This is a genomic window from Rhizobium viscosum (genome assembly GCF_014873945.1).
Lineage (GTDB): Bacteria > Pseudomonadota > Alphaproteobacteria > Rhizobiales > Rhizobiaceae > Rhizobium > Rhizobium viscosum.
Genome location: NZ_JADBEC010000001.1, coordinates 2,613,245 through 2,629,702 on the forward strand (window position 1 = coordinate 2,613,245; position 16,458 = coordinate 2,629,702).

At 60.3% G+C, this 16,458-nt stretch carries 18 protein-coding genes; 6 read left to right on the top strand and 12 right to left on the bottom strand.

The window, feature by feature from the left end; translation table 11 throughout:
• Window positions 1–6 precede the first annotated feature (6 nt).
• Window positions 7–1,104 carry a protein-glutamate methylesterase/protein-glutamine glutaminase gene (locus H4W29_RS12820; protein WP_192729239.1) on the top strand — a complete coding sequence of 366 codons (1,098 nt, stop codon included), beginning with the start codon at window positions 7–9 and terminating at the stop codon, window positions 1,102–1,104.
• Between the two features lie 61 nt (window positions 1,105–1,165).
• Here the strand turns inward: H4W29_RS12820 and H4W29_RS12825 are convergent, their stop codons facing one another.
• On the bottom strand, window positions 1,166–1,906 hold the full coding sequence (locus tag H4W29_RS12825; RefSeq protein ID WP_192729240.1) for a 3-oxoacyl-ACP reductase family protein: 741 nt from the start codon (window positions 1,904–1,906) through the stop codon (window positions 1,166–1,168).
• A gap of 74 nt (window positions 1,907–1,980) precedes the next feature.
• Entirely contained in the window at window positions 1,981–2,559 is a 579-nt protein-coding gene (locus H4W29_RS12830) for a TetR/AcrR family transcriptional regulator (RefSeq protein ID WP_192729241.1), read from the bottom strand.
• A 212-nt stretch (window positions 2,560–2,771) separates the two neighbouring features.
• On the opposite strand from H4W29_RS12830, the gene H4W29_RS12835 reads away from it, so the two are divergent.
• The 3 genes from H4W29_RS12835 to H4W29_RS12845 all read left to right on the top strand — a co-directional run bounded on the left by H4W29_RS12835 (window position 2,772) and on the right by H4W29_RS12845 (window position 5,821).
• Window positions 2,772–3,572 carry an inositol monophosphatase family protein gene (locus H4W29_RS12835; RefSeq protein ID WP_192729242.1) on the top strand — a complete coding sequence of 267 codons (801 nt, stop codon included), beginning with the start codon at window positions 2,772–2,774 and terminating at the stop codon, window positions 3,570–3,572.
• Window positions 3,573–3,685: 113 nt separating this feature from the next.
• Window positions 3,686–4,786: a MotA/TolQ/ExbB proton channel family protein gene (locus H4W29_RS12840; RefSeq protein WP_192729243.1), complete on the top strand. Its 1,101-nt coding sequence runs from the start codon at window positions 3,686–3,688 to the stop codon at window positions 4,784–4,786.
• Window positions 4,787–4,789: 3 nt separating this feature from the next.
• Window positions 4,790–5,821 (top strand): peptidoglycan -binding protein, encoded by a 1,032-nt coding sequence (locus tag H4W29_RS12845; RefSeq protein WP_192729244.1) that lies wholly within the window; start codon window positions 4,790–4,792, stop codon window positions 5,819–5,821.
• On the opposite strand, the gene H4W29_RS12850 is transcribed toward H4W29_RS12845, so the two are convergent.
• From H4W29_RS12850 to H4W29_RS12870, 5 genes are all read right to left on the bottom strand, one after another.
• Window positions 5,802–7,052, bottom strand: a complete 1,251-nt coding sequence (locus H4W29_RS12850; protein ID WP_192729245.1) for an RNA polymerase sigma factor — start codon at window positions 7,050–7,052, stop codon at window positions 5,802–5,804. The two genes, H4W29_RS12845 and H4W29_RS12850, sit on opposite strands and share 20 nt — an antisense overlap.
• A gap of 7 nt (window positions 7,053–7,059) precedes the next feature.
• Entirely contained in the window at window positions 7,060–7,401 is a 342-nt protein-coding gene (locus H4W29_RS12855) for a YciI family protein (protein ID WP_113320878.1), read from the bottom strand.
• 231 nt (window positions 7,402–7,632) lie between these two features.
• On the bottom strand, window positions 7,633–7,821 hold the full coding sequence (locus H4W29_RS12860) for a YegP family protein (protein WP_192729246.1): 189 nt from the start codon (window positions 7,819–7,821) through the stop codon (window positions 7,633–7,635).
• Between the two features lie 170 nt (window positions 7,822–7,991).
• On the bottom strand, window positions 7,992–8,981 hold the full coding sequence (locus H4W29_RS12865) for a Bug family tripartite tricarboxylate transporter substrate binding protein (protein ID WP_192729247.1): 990 nt from the start codon (window positions 8,979–8,981) through the stop codon (window positions 7,992–7,994).
• 136 nt (window positions 8,982–9,117) lie between these two features.
• Window positions 9,118–10,920, bottom strand: coding sequence for an ABC transporter transmembrane domain-containing protein (locus H4W29_RS12870; RefSeq protein WP_192729248.1), 1,803 nt, complete (start codon window positions 10,918–10,920; stop codon window positions 9,118–9,120).
• A 192-nt stretch (window positions 10,921–11,112) separates the two neighbouring features.
• Between H4W29_RS12870 and rpmE the strand changes: the two genes are divergently transcribed.
• Window positions 11,113–11,334, top strand: coding sequence for a 50S ribosomal protein L31 (gene rpmE, locus H4W29_RS12875; RefSeq protein WP_007826526.1), 222 nt, complete (start codon window positions 11,113–11,115; stop codon window positions 11,332–11,334).
• Between the two features lie 137 nt (window positions 11,335–11,471).
• Here the strand turns inward: rpmE and rcdA are convergent, their stop codons facing one another.
• The 3 genes from rcdA to H4W29_RS12890 form a co-directional block, all read right to left on the bottom strand.
• Window positions 11,472–11,987, bottom strand: a complete 516-nt coding sequence (rcdA, locus tag H4W29_RS12880; RefSeq protein ID WP_007826528.1) for a protease adaptor protein RcdA — start codon at window positions 11,985–11,987, stop codon at window positions 11,472–11,474.
• Between the two features lie 373 nt (window positions 11,988–12,360).
• On the bottom strand, window positions 12,361–12,552 hold the full coding sequence (locus tag H4W29_RS12885; RefSeq protein WP_192729249.1) for a DUF1192 domain-containing protein: 192 nt from the start codon (window positions 12,550–12,552) through the stop codon (window positions 12,361–12,363).
• 120 nt (window positions 12,553–12,672) lie between these two features.
• A complete protein-coding gene (locus H4W29_RS12890; protein ID WP_192729250.1) occupies window positions 12,673–13,953 on the bottom strand; it encodes an MFS transporter in 1,281 nt (426 codons plus the stop codon).
• Between the two features lie 175 nt (window positions 13,954–14,128).
• Here H4W29_RS12890 and H4W29_RS12895 point away from each other — a divergent pair, with 175 nt between their 5' ends.
• Window positions 14,129–14,296: a hypothetical protein gene (locus H4W29_RS12895; RefSeq protein WP_192729251.1), complete on the top strand. Its 168-nt coding sequence runs from the start codon at window positions 14,129–14,131 to the stop codon at window positions 14,294–14,296.
• 6 nt (window positions 14,297–14,302) lie between these two features.
• On the opposite strand, the gene H4W29_RS12900 is transcribed toward H4W29_RS12895, so the two are convergent.
• Window positions 14,303–15,223, bottom strand: coding sequence for a PhzF family protein (locus H4W29_RS12900; protein ID WP_192729252.1), 921 nt, complete (start codon window positions 15,221–15,223; stop codon window positions 14,303–14,305).
• Window positions 15,224–15,383: 160 nt separating this feature from the next.
• Complete coding sequence (locus H4W29_RS12905; RefSeq protein WP_192729253.1) at window positions 15,384–16,409, bottom strand: class I fructose-bisphosphate aldolase; 1,026 nt, start codon at window positions 16,407–16,409, stop codon at window positions 15,384–15,386.
• Between the last annotated feature and the right edge of the window lie 49 nt (window positions 16,410–16,458).

The window sequence follows — 16,458 nt, forward strand, 5'->3', positions numbered from 1 at the left end:
GATACTATGGCCAAAAAAGTCCGCGTCCTCATCATCGACGATTCCGCCAGTGTCCGGCAGACGCTGACACGGGTTCTGGAAGAAGACCCGGAAATCGAAGTCATGGCCGTGGCTTCCGACCCGTTCATGGCGGCACGCAAGATCCAGGAAGAGATCCCTGACGTCATCACCCTCGATGTCGAGATGCCGCGCATGGATGGGATCACCTTCTTGCGCAAACTCATGTCGCAGCGGCCGATCCCGGTGGTCATGTGCTCCTCACTGACGGAAGCGGGTTCGGAAACTCTGCTTCAGGCGCTTGAGGCAGGTGCCGTCGACGTCATCCTGAAATCCAAGATCGGTGCGGCAGATAGCCTGGCCGATGACGCCATGCGCATCCGCGAAGTGGTCAAGAGCGCCTCGCATGCGCGGCTTACCAATATGCGCCGCGCTGCAGGCAGCATCCGCTCGGCTTCGGCAGAAGGGCCAGCCAAGAAGCTGACGGCCGATGCGATGCTGCCGCCGCCGACCGGTCGGGCAATGGCGAAGACGACGGAAATGGTCGTCTGCGTCGGCGCTTCGACGGGCGGAACGGAAGCCCTGCGCGAATTTCTGGAGGCGCTGCCGGCCAATGCACCGGGCATGGTCATCGTCCAGCACATGCCGGAGAAGTTCACCGCAGCATTCGCCAAGCGCCTCAACGGCCTTTGTGAAGTCGAGGTCAAGGAGGCGGCCGACGGCGATCCTGTGTTGCGCGGTCATGTGCTGATTGCGCCGGGCGACAAGCATATGCTGCTGGAGCGTCAGGGCGCGCGTTATTATGTGTCCGTCAAGCCGGGGCCACTGGTTTCCCGTCACCGCCCGTCCGTCGATGTTCTCTTCCGTTCCGCTGCCCGTTCGGCCGGCTCAAACGCGATGGGCATCATCATGACCGGAATGGGGGATGACGGTGCGCGCGGAATGCTGGAAATGCATCAGGCCGGCGCCTACACCGTTGCCCAGGACGAGGCGAGTTCGGTTGTCTTCGGCATGCCGAAGGAAGCTATCGCCAAGGGCGGCGTCGACCGTATCCTGTCGCTCGACCAGATCGCCCGCGAAGTGCTGATTACACAACAGAAATCTTGAACCTCCAATGCTGAACCAATGGAACGGCGGCGCATTTGTGCCGCCGTCCGTTTTTAAGGCATCAGGCGAGATAACCGCCGTCGATCGTCAGGCTGGCGCCGGTGATGAAGGAGGCTTCGGGGCTGGCGAGATAGGCGGCGAAGCTTGCGATTTCCTTGTCCTCGCCCATGCGGCCGAGCGCCATCAACTGTTTCAGTATCTCATGGCTGGCTTCGTTCGAGTTCATGTCCGTCGCAGTCGGGCCTGGCTGGATGTTGTTGACGGTGATGCCGCGCGGGCCGAGATCGCGGGCAAGGCCGCGCGTCATGGCCGCGACCGCACCCTTGGTCATGGCATAGACCGAAGAGGTCGGGAAGCCGCTCCGCTCGGCGACAATGCTGCCGATGGTGATGATGCGGCCGCCTGCCTTCATATGGCGTGCAGCCGCCTGCGTGCCGGCAAAGACGGCACGGACATTGACCGCGAACATGCGGTCGAAATCCTCGAGGGGAAAATCCTCGACCGGGTTCAGCAAAAGGATCCCGGCACTGTTGACGAGGATATCGATGGTGCCGAATGCTGAGATCGTCTGTTCGACCGCATCCTGAACGGCCTTCGGATCAGCGCTATCGGCATTGATCGCCAGCGCCTTGCCGCCCTTCGCGTCGATGTCTTCGACGATGGCCTTCGCACGGTCGCCCGAAGCAGCGTAGGTGAATGCGACGGTCGCGCCGTCGCTACTGAGGCGGCGCACGATTGCAGCGCCGATGCCGCGCGAGCCGCCAGTGACGAGAGCGATCTTGCCGGAAAGTGGTTGGGACATTGTGACTTCCTTTCTTTTTGGACTGTTTAGTCTGGAATCGGGTATGCGAGATCGGGTTTAGGTGTGCCTGTAGTCTAGCGGAGGCTTCGGATGGCGAGGCGGGCGATGCCGCGCAGGATTTCCGAGGAGGCGCCGTTACGGGCGCTGACTTTCATGCCCGACAGTGTCGAGCCGAGAAACTGGACGGCATCGGCGGTATCGACATCGCCTGCGATCTCGCCTCGCTTCCGGCTTTCCTCAAGGATCGCCTGTATGCCGGCGGAAAGCCGGCGGCCTGCCTTGTCGGTCAAGGCCGAGACTTCGCGATCCGTGCGTCCGAACTCGCATACGGCGCTCACGCCGAGGCAGCCACGGCCGGCTTCGGCCTCCGGGCGGGAAGCAAAGGCGATCAGCGTTTCTTCCAGCGCTTTCAACGGCGTTATATCGCGCTGTAGGTCGGCCAGCAGCTCCGATACACTATCGCTGTTGTAGCGATCGAGCGCTGCCAGATAGAGACTGCGTTTGTCGCCGAAAGTATCGTACATGCTTTGCCGGCTGATCTTCATGGCCGACAGCAGCGCATCCGTCGACGTGCCCTCGTAGCCGTGTTCGGTGAACACGGAGATGGCTGCCTTGAGTGCGGTGTCGCGATCGAATTCCTTGTGCCTCGCCATGATGCCTCAATAAAGTTTCCAGACTGATCTGTCCAGAATAATTTGGGAACTATCCTTTCGTGCTGCAACCCTGCCATGCGGCATTCCCCTTGAAATTTCCCTGATTTTGTGGTCTTGAGGCCGCCAATCTATGCAGCGCTGTCGCTTCCGGCGTTCAGGGACATATCCCGCCCCTGACAGCGCGTCCCGTATTATCCAAGGAAAATGCCCACATGGCCCGTTCAGCTCTTCTCAATGTCATGGTTCAGGCTGCCATCAAGGCAGGCAAGTCGCTGGGGCGTGATTTCGGGGAAGTGCAGAACCTGCAGGTATCTGTGAAGGGGCCGGGCGACTTCGTTTCGAATGCCGACCGCAAGGCCGAGAGGATCGTCAAGGAAGAACTTCTCAAGGCGCGTCCGACCTATGGCTTCCTCGGCGAAGAGAGCGAAGAGATCAAGGGTACCGACGGTGCGCACCGTTGGATCGTCGACCCGCTCGACGGCACGACCAACTTCCTGCATGGTATTCCGGCTTTCGCGGTTTCGATCGCGCTCGAGCGCAACAATGAGATCGTCGCAGGCGTGGTCTTCAATCCGGCAACGGACGAGCTTTACACTGCTGAGCGTGGTGGCGGCGCGTTCCTCAACGATCGCCGGCTGCGCGTCGCCTCGCGCCGGGTGCTTTCCGACAGCGTCATCGGCTGCGGCGTGCCGCATCTTGGCCGCGGCAATCACGGCAGGTTCCTAATCGAGCTGCGCCATGTTATGGGTGAGGTCGCCGGCATTCGCCGCATGGGCGCCGTCTCGCTCGATCTTGCCTATGTGGCCGCCGGTCGTTTCGACGGCTTCTGGGAAACGGCACTGTCGCCGTGGGACATGGCTGCCGGCATTCTGCTCATCCGTGAAGCCGGCGGTTTTGCGACCGATTGGGACGGCGGCACCTCGATCCTGGAGACGGGCTCGATCGTTGCAGGTAACGAGCACATCCAGAAGGCCCTGATGGAAGTCGTCAAGCGGCCCGTCCCGACCCGCTGATGGGTATTGGAAACAGGCTGTTGTAAAGTCCCGCTTTTCGGCGGCGCATACTTCAATTCGGCACAATGTTGATCTAGTCTCCGGCTGCAATGAATCCGGAGGCCGAGGAATCTATGGAAAATGTGAATGCGGCCGAGTTCGGCTCCACCGAGAAGACGGCCGGTGGCTACGCCTACAAGCTTTCCAGTCCCATGTCGTTCTTCTGGACGATGGTGTTGTTCCTTATCATTGTGGGTTTCATAGCGGCGATCCTGTTCCGGCAAACACAGACCGCCTTCATGCATAATCCGGGTCTCAACGGTCTCATCGTCGGCGTTCTTGCCGTTGGAATCATTCTCGTTTTCAATCATGTATTGTCGCTTCGCCCGGAAGTACGCTGGTTCAATTCCTTCCGCGCTGCCGGCAGTGCCGACAAGGTAAACCGCAATCCGCGGCTGCTCGCGCCGATGCGGGCGCTGATCGGAAATCGAGGCAAGTCCGGGGTTGCATTGTCGACCACCGCGCTGCGCTCCATTCTGGATTCAATTGCCAACCGTCTCGACGAATCACGTGACGTTTCCCGCTATCTCATCGGCCTGCTCGTCTTTCTCGGCCTGCTCGGCACCTTCTGGGGCCTTATCGGCACGATCGGCTCGATCAGCTCTGTCATCCAGTCGCTCGATGCCGGCTCGAATGGTACCGGCGATGTGCTTTCGACGCTGAAGGAAGGGCTTGCGATGCCGCTTTCCGGCATGGGCCAGGCTTTCTCGTCCTCGCTGCTCGGTCTTTCGGGTTCGCTGATCCTCGGCTTCCTCGATCTGCAGGCCGGACGTGCGCAGAACCGTTTCTATACGGAGCTGGAAAATTGGCTTTCCTCCGTTACCGATGTCGGCTCCGACATTCCGGTGCCGGCGCTTGACGGCGTTTCCGCCGGCTCGTCGGAAGATATGAAGGCACTGTCGGAATATCTGCGAAAGGTAGCCGAAGGGGACGGCCCGTCCAGCCAGCGATCGGTCGCCGCCATGGCAAGCCTTGCCGAAGGCATCCAGGGCCTCGTCAAGAACATGCGCAACGAGCAGCAGATGCTGCGCGACTGGATCGAGGTCCAGCAGGACGAGGCAAAGGCGATGCGCCGCACGCTCGATCGTCTGGCTGAACGCATCGGCGTACAAGACCGCGGCAGCGACAGAGCGCGTGAGCGGTCCGGCCAGGTCGAAAAGAGCGAGGGCAAGTAAACCATGCCTCTTGCCCGCAACCGTCGCCATCAGCGCGCGGTCGACTACTGGCCGGGTTTCGTCGACGCCTTGTCGACGCTGCTCATCGCCATCATGTTCATCCTCACGGTTTTCGTTGTCGGCCAGTTCATTCTCAGCCGCGAAATCAGCGGCCGTGACGAGGTGCTGACGCGTCTGAACAGCCAGATCAATGAGCTCACGCAGTTGCTGGCGCTCGAGAAGGGCAGCAATCAGGATCTTCAGGATTCGGTCGCCAATCTGCAGGCGTCGCTTGCGAGTGCCGAGGGCGAGCGTACGCGCTTGCAGGCGCTTCTCAGCGCCGGTGCCGGCGGCCAGGATGCGGCAAAGCAGCAGATCGGAACGCTGACGCAACAGCTCGATGAGCAGAAGCAGGTGAGCGACCGTGCCCTCAGCCAGGTCGAGCTTCTCAACCAACAGATCGCGGCGCTCCGCAGCCAGATCGCTGCTGTCGAGGCAGCGCTGCAGGCTTCCGAGGAGAAGGATCAGACGTCGCAGACGAAGATCGCCGATCTCGGCCGCCGTCTGAACGTGGCACTGGCTGCGCGCGTGCAGGAACTCAACCGCTACCGGTCGGACTTCTTCGGGCGCCTGCGCGAAATCCTGTCCGATCGCGAGAACATCCGCGTCGTCGGCGACCGTTTCGTCTTCCAGTCTGAAGTGCTGTTCCCGTCCGGCGGTGCCGACCTCAATCCGGATGGCCAGGCAGAAATGGCAAAGCTTGCCGCGGCGCTGCTTGACCTCGCCAAGGAAATCCCGCCCGAAATCAACTGGGTGCTGCGCGTCGATGGCCATACCGACAATGTTGCTCTCTCAGGCTCAGGCCGCTACCGCGACAACTGGGAGCTTTCATCCGCCCGCGCGATTTCGGTCGTGAAGTTCCTGATCGCGCAGGGTGTGCCTGCAGACCGGCTCGTTGCGGCAGGTTTTGGCGAATTCCAGCCGATTGCACCGGGCGATACGCCGGAGGCGCGCGCCACCAATCGCCGTATCGAGCTCAAGCTGACCGAGAAATAACGGCCTGAAGCTTGCCGGTGAGGAAAGTGCGGACGGCGGGACTGTTACTGAGGCCGATCGCCATCCTGTAGGCTTCTGCCGCGGCGTCACTTTGGCCAAGATCTGCCAGCAGATGCGCCCGTACCGCCCAGTAAGGTTGGTAATTGGCGATGCCCCGTTGTTCCAACTCATCCAGCAGGGCGATGGCCAGGGCCGGGCCGTCCACTCTGCCGATGACGGCGGCATGGCTGACGTTCGAGCCGAGTGTCGGTTTCATCGCGACGAGTGCCCGGTAGAGGGTAATGAGCGCCTTCCAATCCGTCGTGCCTGTCCGGCGGCGCGTAGCGTGGACGGACTGGATCGCTGCCTGGCACTGGAACGGACCGAAGCGGTCGTAGGTGCCCGCCTTGCGCAGCAACGCGTCAGCTTCCGCCATCATGATTTCGTTCCAGAGGCCGGTATCCTGTTCCTCAAGCGGTACGTAGGCGCTATCGACATCACGCCGTGCGTGTTTTCTCGCCTCGCAATAAAGCATCAGCGAGAGCAGCCCGATGGCCTCCGGCTCGTCGGGCAGGATGGTCATGAGTGCGCGGCCAAGCCAGATCGCTTCATCGGTCAGGCCCGTGCGACTGTCTCCTTCACCATCGAGACCATCCCAGCCGAGCCCGTAGGCAGCATAGATTGCCGAGAGGACATCTGCCAGCCGTTCCGTCAGGATCTGCCGCTCGGGAATGGCGAAGGGAATGCCGGCATCGCGGATCTTGACCTTGGCTCGCACTAGGCGCTGGCTCATGGCATCCGGCAAGACTATGAAGGCTTGTGCGATTGTCTTCGCATCAATGCCGAGCACAGTCTGAAGCATCAGCGGCGTGTGAACGGACTGATCGATCGCCGGATGCGTGCAGGCAAAAAGCAGCTTCAGCCGTTCATCGGAAAAGTCGGCGTTTTGCGCATCGTTCATGCGCTCCTCGGCCTCCTCGATGGCCAGCGTAATCGTTTCTCTGGCATTGTCGCGGACAGCTTGATGGCGGGCAGCCTGTATAAGGTTGCGGCGGGCTGCGGTGAGCAGCCAGCCCTCGGGATTGTCGGGAATGCCGCGCTCGGGCCAGACCCGCAACGCCGCCGCCAGCGCATCAGACAGGGCGTCCTCCGCCGCCGGAACATCGCGGGAGCGAGCAGCAAGGAAGGCGATGAGCTTGCCGTAGGATTGCCGTGCCACTCTCTCGGCGGCACGGCCCGCATCAGATGTCACAACGGCCTCACGCGACCTGCAGCCGGGGCCGTATCTCCACCGAGCCCTGTTCGGAGACGGGAACGCGCGTGGCCCATTCGAGCGCCGTATCGAGATCGGGCACGTCGATCACGTAGAAGCCGCCGAGCGATTCCTTGCCTTCCGGGTAGGGGCCATCCTGTACATCATGGTTCTCGCCCTTGCGGCGCACGATCGTGCCTGTCTCAGGCGGGGTCAGGCCGGCACCGGCAGTCAAGATCCCGGCCTGCACCAGTGCCTTGGTATAGGCCGTCCAGCCGTCGCGGTAAGCGGGGTCGCTGCGGCGGACGAAGTCTTCTGCGGATTCACGGATGATAAGTGCGTATTGCATCGGAAACTCCTGATCCTCTGGGGGCGTTGACCGGGCAGACAGCATCTAAGGCCGAATTCGCCCATGCTGCAATGCCCCGGTGGCGCGGCGTCAAGCCGTTCCGAAACAATGAGGTCTCAGTCGTCTTCATTTCGACATTTGCTGTCGAAAAAATCGATCATATGGAAATGCGTGCGAAAAATACGCTGAGCGGAGAGTGCTGGAGGCGACTGATGCCGCCTCCGCTTCCAGTCAGGCTTCCGCCTTTGTCTGATCCACTACGTCAGCGCCAGGCGAATTCTTCTTGATGGATTCGATGGCGTTCATTGCGGATGCCTTCGCCTTGTAGCCTTCGGACGAGAACATGGTCTCGCCGTTCGACGCCTTGAAGCGGAAGCGGAATTCACCGGCCTTATCCTTGTAAACTTCAAATCTGTACATGGATCCCTCCTGGTAAGCTGAAATCATGCATCAGCCGTCCGAAAGCTAGCCCAGAACTGCCAGCTTTTCCACTACCTTAATTAGAATTCAATTGCATGGCGTCCAATTGCCGCCGGTTGGATCGGGCGCGAGAGAAGGGGCTGATGGCATGCTGTCCCCTCCCGTTGCGGTCACTCCATCTGGATATGGGCGCCCTCCACGACCGGTTTCCATTTCGCAAGCTCGGCCTTCACATGGGCGCCGAGTTCTTCCGGCGTGGAGCCGACGATTTTTGCGCTGAATTCTTTCATCCGCTCGGCAACGGCCGGATCGGTCAGCGCCTTGTTGGCGGAGGTATTGAGGCGGGTGATCGCATCGGCCGGCGTATTGGCCGGCGCAAAGAGCGCGTTCCACGTGTAGGTCTCGTATCCCGGGATACCGGATTCCGCGATGGTCGGAATATCAGGGAAGGATGACGCGCGTTCGGCGGTTGTTACGGCCAGAGCTCGCAGCGTGCCGGCCTTGATGTGACTCGACGACGAGGGCAGGTTGTCGAACATGATCGGTACCTGGTTGCCGATGACGTCATTCAGTGCCGGTCCAGCGCCTTTATAGGGAATATGCTGCATGTCGACGCCCGCCATGCTTTTAAAAAGTTCGCCGGAAAGATGCAGCGGCGTGCCGTTGCCGGATGAGGCGTAGCTATATTTGTCCGGATCGGCTTTCAACAGCGCGATCAGTTCCTGCACGTTCTTTGCGGGCAGTTCCGGATTGACGGCCAGCACGTTAGGGACAATCACGAGCAACGAGATCGGCGCGAAATCCTTCTCGGCATCATAGGGCGTCGATTTCAGGATCAGGGGATTGAGCGCGTGCGTGGCGACCGTGCCCATCAGGATCGTATATCCGTCCGGCGCGGCACGCGCGACATTGCCAGCGCCAAGATTGCCGCCGGCCCCCGCAACATTCTGCACGATGACCTGCTGGCCGAGATCCTCGGACATTTTCTGCGCGACGATACGGGCGACGACATCGGTTGAACCACCGGCGGCAAAGGGCACGATCATCGTTATGGAACGGTCGGGAAAAGCCTGGGCCGATGCGGCTGTGCCTGTGGCCGCTGCGAACAGGCCAAGGCCGAGCGCCAGGCACATGCGACGGGTAATTCTAGAAAGCGCCATCCGAATCTCCTCCCACTGATTTCAACAGCAAAACCCCTACCTCGGGCACAGGGAGGTTAGGGCAGGTTGCCGTAAAGGCAACTGCCTACGGGAGATCCGTCGATCAGACTTTAGTCGCTATTCGACATGAGATAGCCTACTTGACGGCCGCCAGGACATCCTCGTTGGCCGCATCGAATTGCAGCCGAGCGAGTTTCGCATAAATGCCGCCATGACGGATCAGGCTCTGATGCGTGCCTTCTTCGACGACGTGGCCCTGATCCATGACGAGAATGCGGTCGGCTTTCAGCACGGTGGCGAGGCGGTGGGCAATGACCAGTGTGGTGCGCCCTTGCATAAGCCCATCCAACGCCTTCTGTACGAGCGTTTCGCTCTCCGCATCGAGGGCCGAGGTGGCCTCGTCCAGAAGCAGAATGGGCGCGTTCTTCAGGATCGCGCGCGCGATGGCGATGCGCTGGCGTTGGCCACCAGACAGCGTGACGCCGCGTTCGCCGACCTGCGTATCGTAGCCCTTGTCCAGCCGATTGATGAATTCGTCGGCTTGGGCCGCGATCGCGGCGACGCGTACCTGCTCGTGTGTGGCGCTTTGAACACCGAAAGCGATGTTGTCGTGGATCGAGGCGGCGAAGATGGTCACATCCTGCGGCACGATAGCCAGGCGCTGGCGCAAGGCGTCCGGGTCCGCCTGGGAGGCGTCGACGCCGTCGATCTTCACGCTACCCTGTTGCGGATCGTAGAAGCGCAGCAGGAGCGAAAAGACCGTGCTCTTGCCTGCGCCGGATGCACCGACGATCGCTACCGTTTCTCCTGGCAGGACCGTGAAATCCAGCCCGTGCAGGGCCGACTTGCCTGGACGAGACGGATAGGCGAAGTGCACGCCATCGAATTTCACACGACCCTGGGCGGGCGAGGGGAGCGGCTGCGGATTTACGGGGGCGGCGATCGGCGACACCTCGTCGAGAAGCTCTGTCAGGCGGTCAGCTGCACCTGCTGCCTGCGAAAGCTCGCCCCAGACTTCCGAGAGTGCACCGAGCGAGCCAGCCGCGATGACCGCATAGAGCAGAAACTGGCCGAGCGTGCCGGCCGAAAGCGTGCCGGCGAGGACACTATGGGCGCCAAACCAGAGAACGGCGACCACGCTGCCGAAGATCAGGGTGATGGCGATGCCCGTCAGCAGGGCGCGGGAGGAGACGGCGGAACGCGCGGCTTGATAGGCGGATTCGACAGCCGAGCCGTAGCGGTCCGCTGCGGCGGTTTCGGCGTTGAAGGCCTGCACGGTGCGGGTAGCGGCGATCGTCTCACTGGCGAAGGCGGAAGCCTCTGCAAGCGTATCCTGCGCCGCTCGGGAACGCTTGCGCACCGAGCGGCCGCCGGCGACCAGCGGAAAGACGATCACAGGAATGGCAACGATGACGAGGCTCGAAAGCTTTGGCGAGGTCACGATCATCATGCCGAGCGCGCCGATACAGAGGATCAGGTTGCGAAGCGCCACGGAAGCGGTGGCGCCGACGGCGGATTTGATCTGGGTGGTATCGGCCGTCAGCCGCGAGACGATCTCGCCCGATTGGTTGACGTCGAAGAAGGAGGGCGACAGTCGCGTGACATGCGAGAAGACATCGCGGCGCAGATCCGAAACGATGCGCTCGCCAATTGTGATGACGAAATAGTAGCGGAGCGCACTGGCAACGGCGAGCACGATGGCCATGACCATCAGCATTGCGAAATAGCTGTTGATGAACGTGCCGTCGGCCTGCGTGAAGCCGTGGTCGATCATGCGGCGGACGGCAAGCGGTATGGCGAGTGAGGTGACGGCGGCCAGTGCCAGCGCAATCAGCGCGCCAGCGACCATACCGCGGTAGCGGGTCACATAAGGTGTCAACCTGCCGAGCGGCCTTAGCGAACGCGACTTCTTTTCCCCAAGCTCTGCCTGCTCTGCCAAATCGTCTCCGATCGCCCTCAAAGACCGCGTATTGCGGCTCCTTGGCCCTTGTTATCCCGGCGCCCTTCATGTATAGGCACCGCATCCTAATGGGAAGCCGTAGCCTTCACGACTGCGGCTTCATTTATTCAATCGGTTCTTCCGCCGCAACTGTCTGCGGCAAATTGGACCCGGCATCGCAGGAAGATTGTCATGAAGGAAGGCATCCATCCCGACTACCACGTCATCAAGGTAGTCATGACCGATGGCACCGAGTACGAAACCCGCTCGACCTGGGGTTCTGAAGGCGCTGTCATGAACCTCGAAATCGACTCCAAGTCGCACCCGGCTTGGACCGGCGGCAACCAGCAGCTCATGGACCGCGGCGGCCGTGTTTCGAAGTTCAACAAGCGTTTCGGTGGCCTCGGCCTCTAATTCGCTTCCGCTTGGCGGATTATTCAAAAGCCCGGCCCTTGTGCCGGGCTTTTTTTATTTTGGGGTCTGTACCGGCGCGCAAATAAAAAACCGGCCGCGTTGCCGCAGCCGGTTTCATGAAATTCTATGATGCCAGATCAGTTGTTGCCGAAGGCCGTCTGCAGCAGGGAAAGCTGAGCCTGGACGCTGTTCTGATTGTCCGGAACGATCGCAGCTTCCGTCGGGCGATAGATTTCGCGGTCAAGCAAGGCGATGCGGTTCTGCAGACGGAGCGAACGTTCGACGAGGTCGCGGAATGATTCCGGCAGGTCGCCCCAGCCCGGAGCATTGCGGTCGACGTTGAAGCCATCGAGGCGAACCTTGTTCTTCTCGGCCAGAACCTGATCGCGGGACATTTCGCCATTGTTGACGGCGCGCTGCAGGAGCAGCCAGGAAGCCATCTGCATGAGGCGCGTGGTCAGGCGCATCGATTCAGCTGCGTAAAGGACCGAGGCCATGCGCGGCAGCACCTTGGAGGCTGCGCGGCCCTGGCCGTCGAGGTAGGATGCGGTTTCTTCGACCAGCGACATGCCCTCTGCATACAGCGTCTTAAACTGCGAGGATGCGGCAGCGCGGCCCGCAAAACTGATTGTGTTCAATCCAAGTTCCGACATCTAAAGAATCCCTGTTGCACGCATCTACTATCAGGTAACGCCGGGTTCCCGGGAAAAGTTTCCCAAGCCGGTCTTTGTGATTTTAAGATGGTATCTTTAGCCTAGATGCGCAAGCCGTTTCTTAAGAAAAGGTTAATCTCCACAGTTTCGTGGAAAGGTCTAAGGCAGCGCAAAAAGAAGAGCCGCAAAAGCGGCTCTCAAGGTAAAACAGGGAGAAAAATCAGACCAATTCACCGCTTGGAAAACTGTCTGAGGTCCAGAAGGATCTGAACAGCATGAGTAATATCTTATAAAGCTTAATTTTTTATTAATGTCGTCCCAATTTAAGACTTGGTGAAAGTAATTTCGAAGCAATAGTTGCTCGTTCACAGTCTTATGATCGGAAAAGGCTTTCTGCGGCAATTCGGCCGGAAGCCTTCTTGGTGGCTTCGGCTTCGAGCCGCGCGATCTCGGTTTTCAAGAGTTCCACGCGCGCCTTCAGTTCGTCCACCGAAAGCAGAGAGAGATCGGAACCGATCTCGTGTGCGGCCTTCTTCTGCGGCTTGTCGTCATCCATCAAGCTCATTGTCGCTCCTCCTTTAAATCGTGTCGCGATCTCCAGGATTCGCTTCCACGTTTTAGCTCTGTTTCAGGCATGTCGTTATCGCAAAACCTCTGCACAGTTCGCGCAACATGCTTCAGTTCGTCAGCCGAACTTTACAACAGGATCGCTGCTTTCGGGAGGCTTATTGGAGCCGCGATCGGCAAGCGACATGCTTTGCGGCGTGAGCGTAGGAGATGTTGCTGTCGGGATCGTCGTATAGGCATCACGGTCGCTTGCCGGGATGGCTGCGCGAATACGGCTTCTGACGATGGCATAGCCGGTGATCAGAAGATGGGCGAGCGCCGTCACCAGGAAGAGCGCATGTGGACTTATGACCGACATGACCGGACCGCCGATCGTCGGACCGATGACGGTGCCGATACCGTAGAGAAGCAGCAAGCCGCCCGAGACCTTTACGAAATCCTCCGATGCGGCAAAGTCGTTCGCATGGGCGACGGCGATCGGATAGAGCGTATTGGCGACGGCGCCGTAGAGGATGACGAGGCCGATCAGGAAGATCGGGGAAGAGGGATGCAGCAGGAAAATCAGGAGGCCGGCGAGCGCTGCGATGGCTGACATGGCCGCCAGCACATAACGGCGGTCGATGCGGTCGGAGAGGCGCCCGGCCGGAAGCTGCATTATCGCACCGGCAAAGATGGTGGCACTCATCATTACCGCAATCGAGGTATCGGAGAGCCCGGCACCCGCGCCGAAGACGGCGCCGAGCGTACCATAGGCGCCGTTGGCGATGCCGACGAGCAGGATGCCAAGGCATGAGACGGGCGAGTTGCGATAGAGCGCAGGCAGATCGAGCTTCACCGCCTTCAGCGGCTGCGGCGAAGCGGCGGTCGAGAGCGTCGTCGGCAGCATGGCAATGCAGTAGAAGATGCCGCAGATCATGAAGAGCACCGGTGTGCGCACGTCTTCCAGCGGGATCATCAGCTGGCCGCCGACGACGCCCAGCAGCGTGATGCCGATATAGAGCGAGAAGATCGCGCCGCGGCTTTCATTATTCGCTCGCTCGTTTAGCCAGCTTTCGATGATCATCGAGGTGCCAGCGGTTGAGAAGCCTGTGACGGCGCGCAGGATGACCCACCAGACCGGGTCGATGATGATGCCGCTCACGAGTGCGATGATGGCGATAATGGCGATGAAGCCGGAAAAGGCGCGTACATGGCCGACGCGGCGCACCATCTTCGGGGCAACAAGGCAGCCGATGACGAAGCCCGCCGCCCAGGACGTGCCGAGCAAGCCGAGTGTGGTCGTTGCATAACCTTCGAGATTTCCGCGTACGGGAAGCAGAATGCCCTGCAATCCGTTGCCCATGAAAAGGAAGAGCGTGCCAAAGAGCAGCGCAGCGACGGACAGCAGATTTCTTGTCATATCCCCAGACTCGGCGTGTTCGCTTTGAAAAAGGACATAAGGCGAGACCTGTATCCGCCCAGTCCATAAGAATGTTGATTGTGTCCCGGAATGCCTTTACGGCGAGTAGATATTCTCTGTTCGCGTGAAAAAATGTCCGTCCTGTGACATTCTGATAAATGGAAAAAATAAAGCCATGACAAAGCTGATAGCGTTGCTGCTCATCCTTGCCATGGCAATCCAAATCATCAAGCCGCTTGGCTATCCGGGGCTGCGCCGCCGGATAGATTTCTGGAAGATCGCGCTGATTGCCTTTGCCATCTGGGCGGTGGCGTTGCTAACGCGCGATTTCCTGGTGCAATAGACAGGATCAGTCCTGCAGGATGATCTCGCCTTTCATGACGGGTACGCAGCTTCCCGAGATCGTCACGTCAGTCACCGTGCCGGCCTTCTTGACCACATCGAGTTCGATGATGCTGCGCCGGCCCATTTCTACGCCCTGTTCGATCGTCACGTGCTGGCTGATGTCCGCCACCGGCAGGAGTGAGACGAGATAGGCGGAAAGGGCTGCCGAAGCGCTGCCGGTCGCGGGGTCTTCGATGACGTTGTCCAACGGTGCGAACATGCGGGCGCGGATATTCCATGGCGTAGCCGCCGGGCGAACGTAGAGAAACAGGGAGAAATCATGGCTGCCGGTTACAGACTTGGCCGCAGCCTGGAAGCCGTTGATATTAGGGCTTGCCGCGGCCAGAGCCTCGAGGCTTTCGAGTTCGGCAACGGCAAATTTCAGGCCGACGGAGACGAAGACCGGGACATGCGTGTCCCTGCGGATTGACGCCGGGTCGATGGAGACGCAGCCAGCGATGATCGCATCGGGTATCGTGTCTTCTATTTCAAGCGGTCGTGGAGCGCGGATCGTCGCTGCGGTGATACGACCTTCGCTGCGCTGCAGGGCGACTTCCACGAGGCCGGCCTTTTCTTCGAACCGCAGCGTATCGCCGATGGGGCGGCCGAAGATTTCGCTCTGCTGGCCAAGAATATAGGCGGTACCAACATTGGGATGGCCGGCGAAGGGTATCTCCATCGTCGGCGTAAAGATGCGCACCCTTGCCGTGTTTTGCGGGTTCTCCGGAGGAAGCACGAAGGTGACTTCTGAATAGCCGAATTCGGCGGCGATCTTCTGCATTGCGGCGTCGCTGACACCCCTGGCGTCGCTCATGACCGCGAGCGGGTTACCCTCGAAGCGGGTGGAAGTGAAGACGTCGACGGTGGTGTAAGACAGGCTGTTCATGGCGGCTCCGATGGTTGAGGCGCCATGATTAGCGAGGCCAGCGATTGCGGCGAAGGATTATCTTGTCGCCATGACAAATCGCCTCGCGATACGCAGGCGCAAAATAAAACAGGCGGCGAAGGTGTTCGCCGCCTGCCTCATTCTTTCAAGCTTCAAAAGCTCATGCAGCCTTTTCGAGTTCGGCCTTCCAGTTGCCCTTGGCAGCGAGACTGTTCATTTCGGCGCGATGGGAGAACTCGCGCTGGCCGGCAGCGACGTTTTCCTGCTTGCCGTTCCAGACCTTGAGCGCGCTGTCCTGCAGGGCACGGCCGTAGGAGAAGGTGACAAACCAGGGCAGTTCATAACCGGAGTTGATTGCGGAGAGATGGGCGGTGGCCTCTTCCGTGGTCTGGCCGCCGGAGAGGAAGGCAATGCCCGGAACGGACGACGGGACCGTGCGCTTCAGGACCTGAACGGTACGCTCTGCAACTTCGGCGATGGAGGCCTTGCGGGCATTCTTGCCATCGATGACCATGTTCGGCTTCAGGATCATGCCCTCGAGGCTGACGCGGGCATCGGCCAGTTCCTCGAACACGATGCGCAGCGTGGCTTCAGTCACTTCGGCGCAGCGGTCGATATTGTGGTCGCCCGGCTTGCCGTCCATCAGGCATTCCGGCTCGACGATCGGTACGATCTTGGCTTCCTGGCAAAGCGCAGCATAACGGGCAAGCGCCTGGGCATTGGCGCGGACGGAACCGCGGCTCGGCAGCGTCTGCGAGATGGCGATCACGCCGCGCCACTTGGCGAAGCGGGCACCGGCTTCGTAATATCTGGCAAGGCGGTCTGCGAGGCCGTCGAGCCCTTCGGTGACGGTCTCACCCGGATACTTTGCCATCGGCTTTGCGCCGGTATCGACCTTGATACCTGGAATACTGTCGGCGGCCCTGATGATGTCGACGAAGGACGTGCCGTCGGCCGCCTTCTGGAAAAGGGTTTCCTCATAGAGAATGACGCCGGAGATGTACTTCTTCATCGCTTCGTCGGAGCGGAAGAGCATCTCACGATAATCGCGCCGGCTGGTTTCAGTCGATTCAAGATTGATCGCGTCGAAACGCTTCTTGATGGTAGCGGTCGATTCATCGGCGGCAAGCAGGCCCCGACCGCCAGCAACCATCTTCACTGCAATGTCTTCCAGTCGTTCGCTCATCTCGTTCTCTCCACAATGAAACCCGGTAGAATTGACAATATAGAACTCG

What these genes read in the sequence shown, in the direction of transcription:
- H4W29_RS12835 (WP_192729242.1), top strand. Translation starts at nt 2,772, where the DNA reads ATGGCCCGTTCAGCTCTTCTCAATGTCATGGTTCAGGCTGCCATCAAG.
- H4W29_RS12840 (WP_192729243.1), top strand. Translation starts at nt 3,686, where the DNA reads ATGGAAAATGTGAATGCGGCCGAGTTCGGCTCCACCGAGAAGACGGCC.
- H4W29_RS12890 (WP_192729250.1), bottom strand. Translation starts at nt 13,953, where the DNA reads ATGACAAGAAATCTGCTGTCCGTCGCTGCGCTGCTCTTTGGCACGCTC.
- H4W29_RS12855 (WP_113320878.1), bottom strand. Translation starts at nt 7,401, where the DNA reads ATGCAATACGCACTTATCATCCGTGAATCCGCAGAAGACTTCGTCCGC.
- H4W29_RS12845 (WP_192729244.1), top strand. Translation starts at nt 4,790, where the DNA reads ATGCCTCTTGCCCGCAACCGTCGCCATCAGCGCGCGGTCGACTACTGG.
- rpmE (WP_007826526.1), top strand. Translation starts at nt 11,113, where the DNA reads ATGAAGGAAGGCATCCATCCCGACTACCACGTCATCAAGGTAGTCATG.
- H4W29_RS12825 (WP_192729240.1), bottom strand. Translation starts at nt 1,906, where the DNA reads ATGTCCCAACCACTTTCCGGCAAGATCGCTCTCGTCACTGGCGGCTCG.
- rcdA (WP_007826528.1), bottom strand. Translation starts at nt 11,987, where the DNA reads ATGTCGGAACTTGGATTGAACACAATCAGTTTTGCGGGCCGCGCTGCC.
- H4W29_RS12895 (WP_192729251.1), top strand. Translation starts at nt 14,129, where the DNA reads ATGACAAAGCTGATAGCGTTGCTGCTCATCCTTGCCATGGCAATCCAA.
- H4W29_RS12865 (WP_192729247.1), bottom strand. Translation starts at nt 8,981, where the DNA reads ATGGCGCTTTCTAGAATTACCCGTCGCATGTGCCTGGCGCTCGGCCTT.
- H4W29_RS12830 (WP_192729241.1), bottom strand. Translation starts at nt 2,559, where the DNA reads ATGGCGAGGCACAAGGAATTCGATCGCGACACCGCACTCAAGGCAGCC.
- H4W29_RS12885 (WP_192729249.1), bottom strand. Translation starts at nt 12,552, where the DNA reads ATGAGCTTGATGGATGACGACAAGCCGCAGAAGAAGGCCGCACACGAG.
- H4W29_RS12860 (WP_192729246.1), bottom strand. Translation starts at nt 7,821, where the DNA reads ATGTACAGATTTGAAGTTTACAAGGATAAGGCCGGTGAATTCCGCTTC.
- H4W29_RS12820 (WP_192729239.1), top strand. Translation starts at nt 7, where the DNA reads ATGGCCAAAAAAGTCCGCGTCCTCATCATCGACGATTCCGCCAGTGTC.
- H4W29_RS12905 (WP_192729253.1), bottom strand. Translation starts at nt 16,409, where the DNA reads ATGAGCGAACGACTGGAAGACATTGCAGTGAAGATGGTTGCTGGCGGT.
- H4W29_RS12900 (WP_192729252.1), bottom strand. Translation starts at nt 15,223, where the DNA reads ATGAACAGCCTGTCTTACACCACCGTCGACGTCTTCACTTCCACCCGC.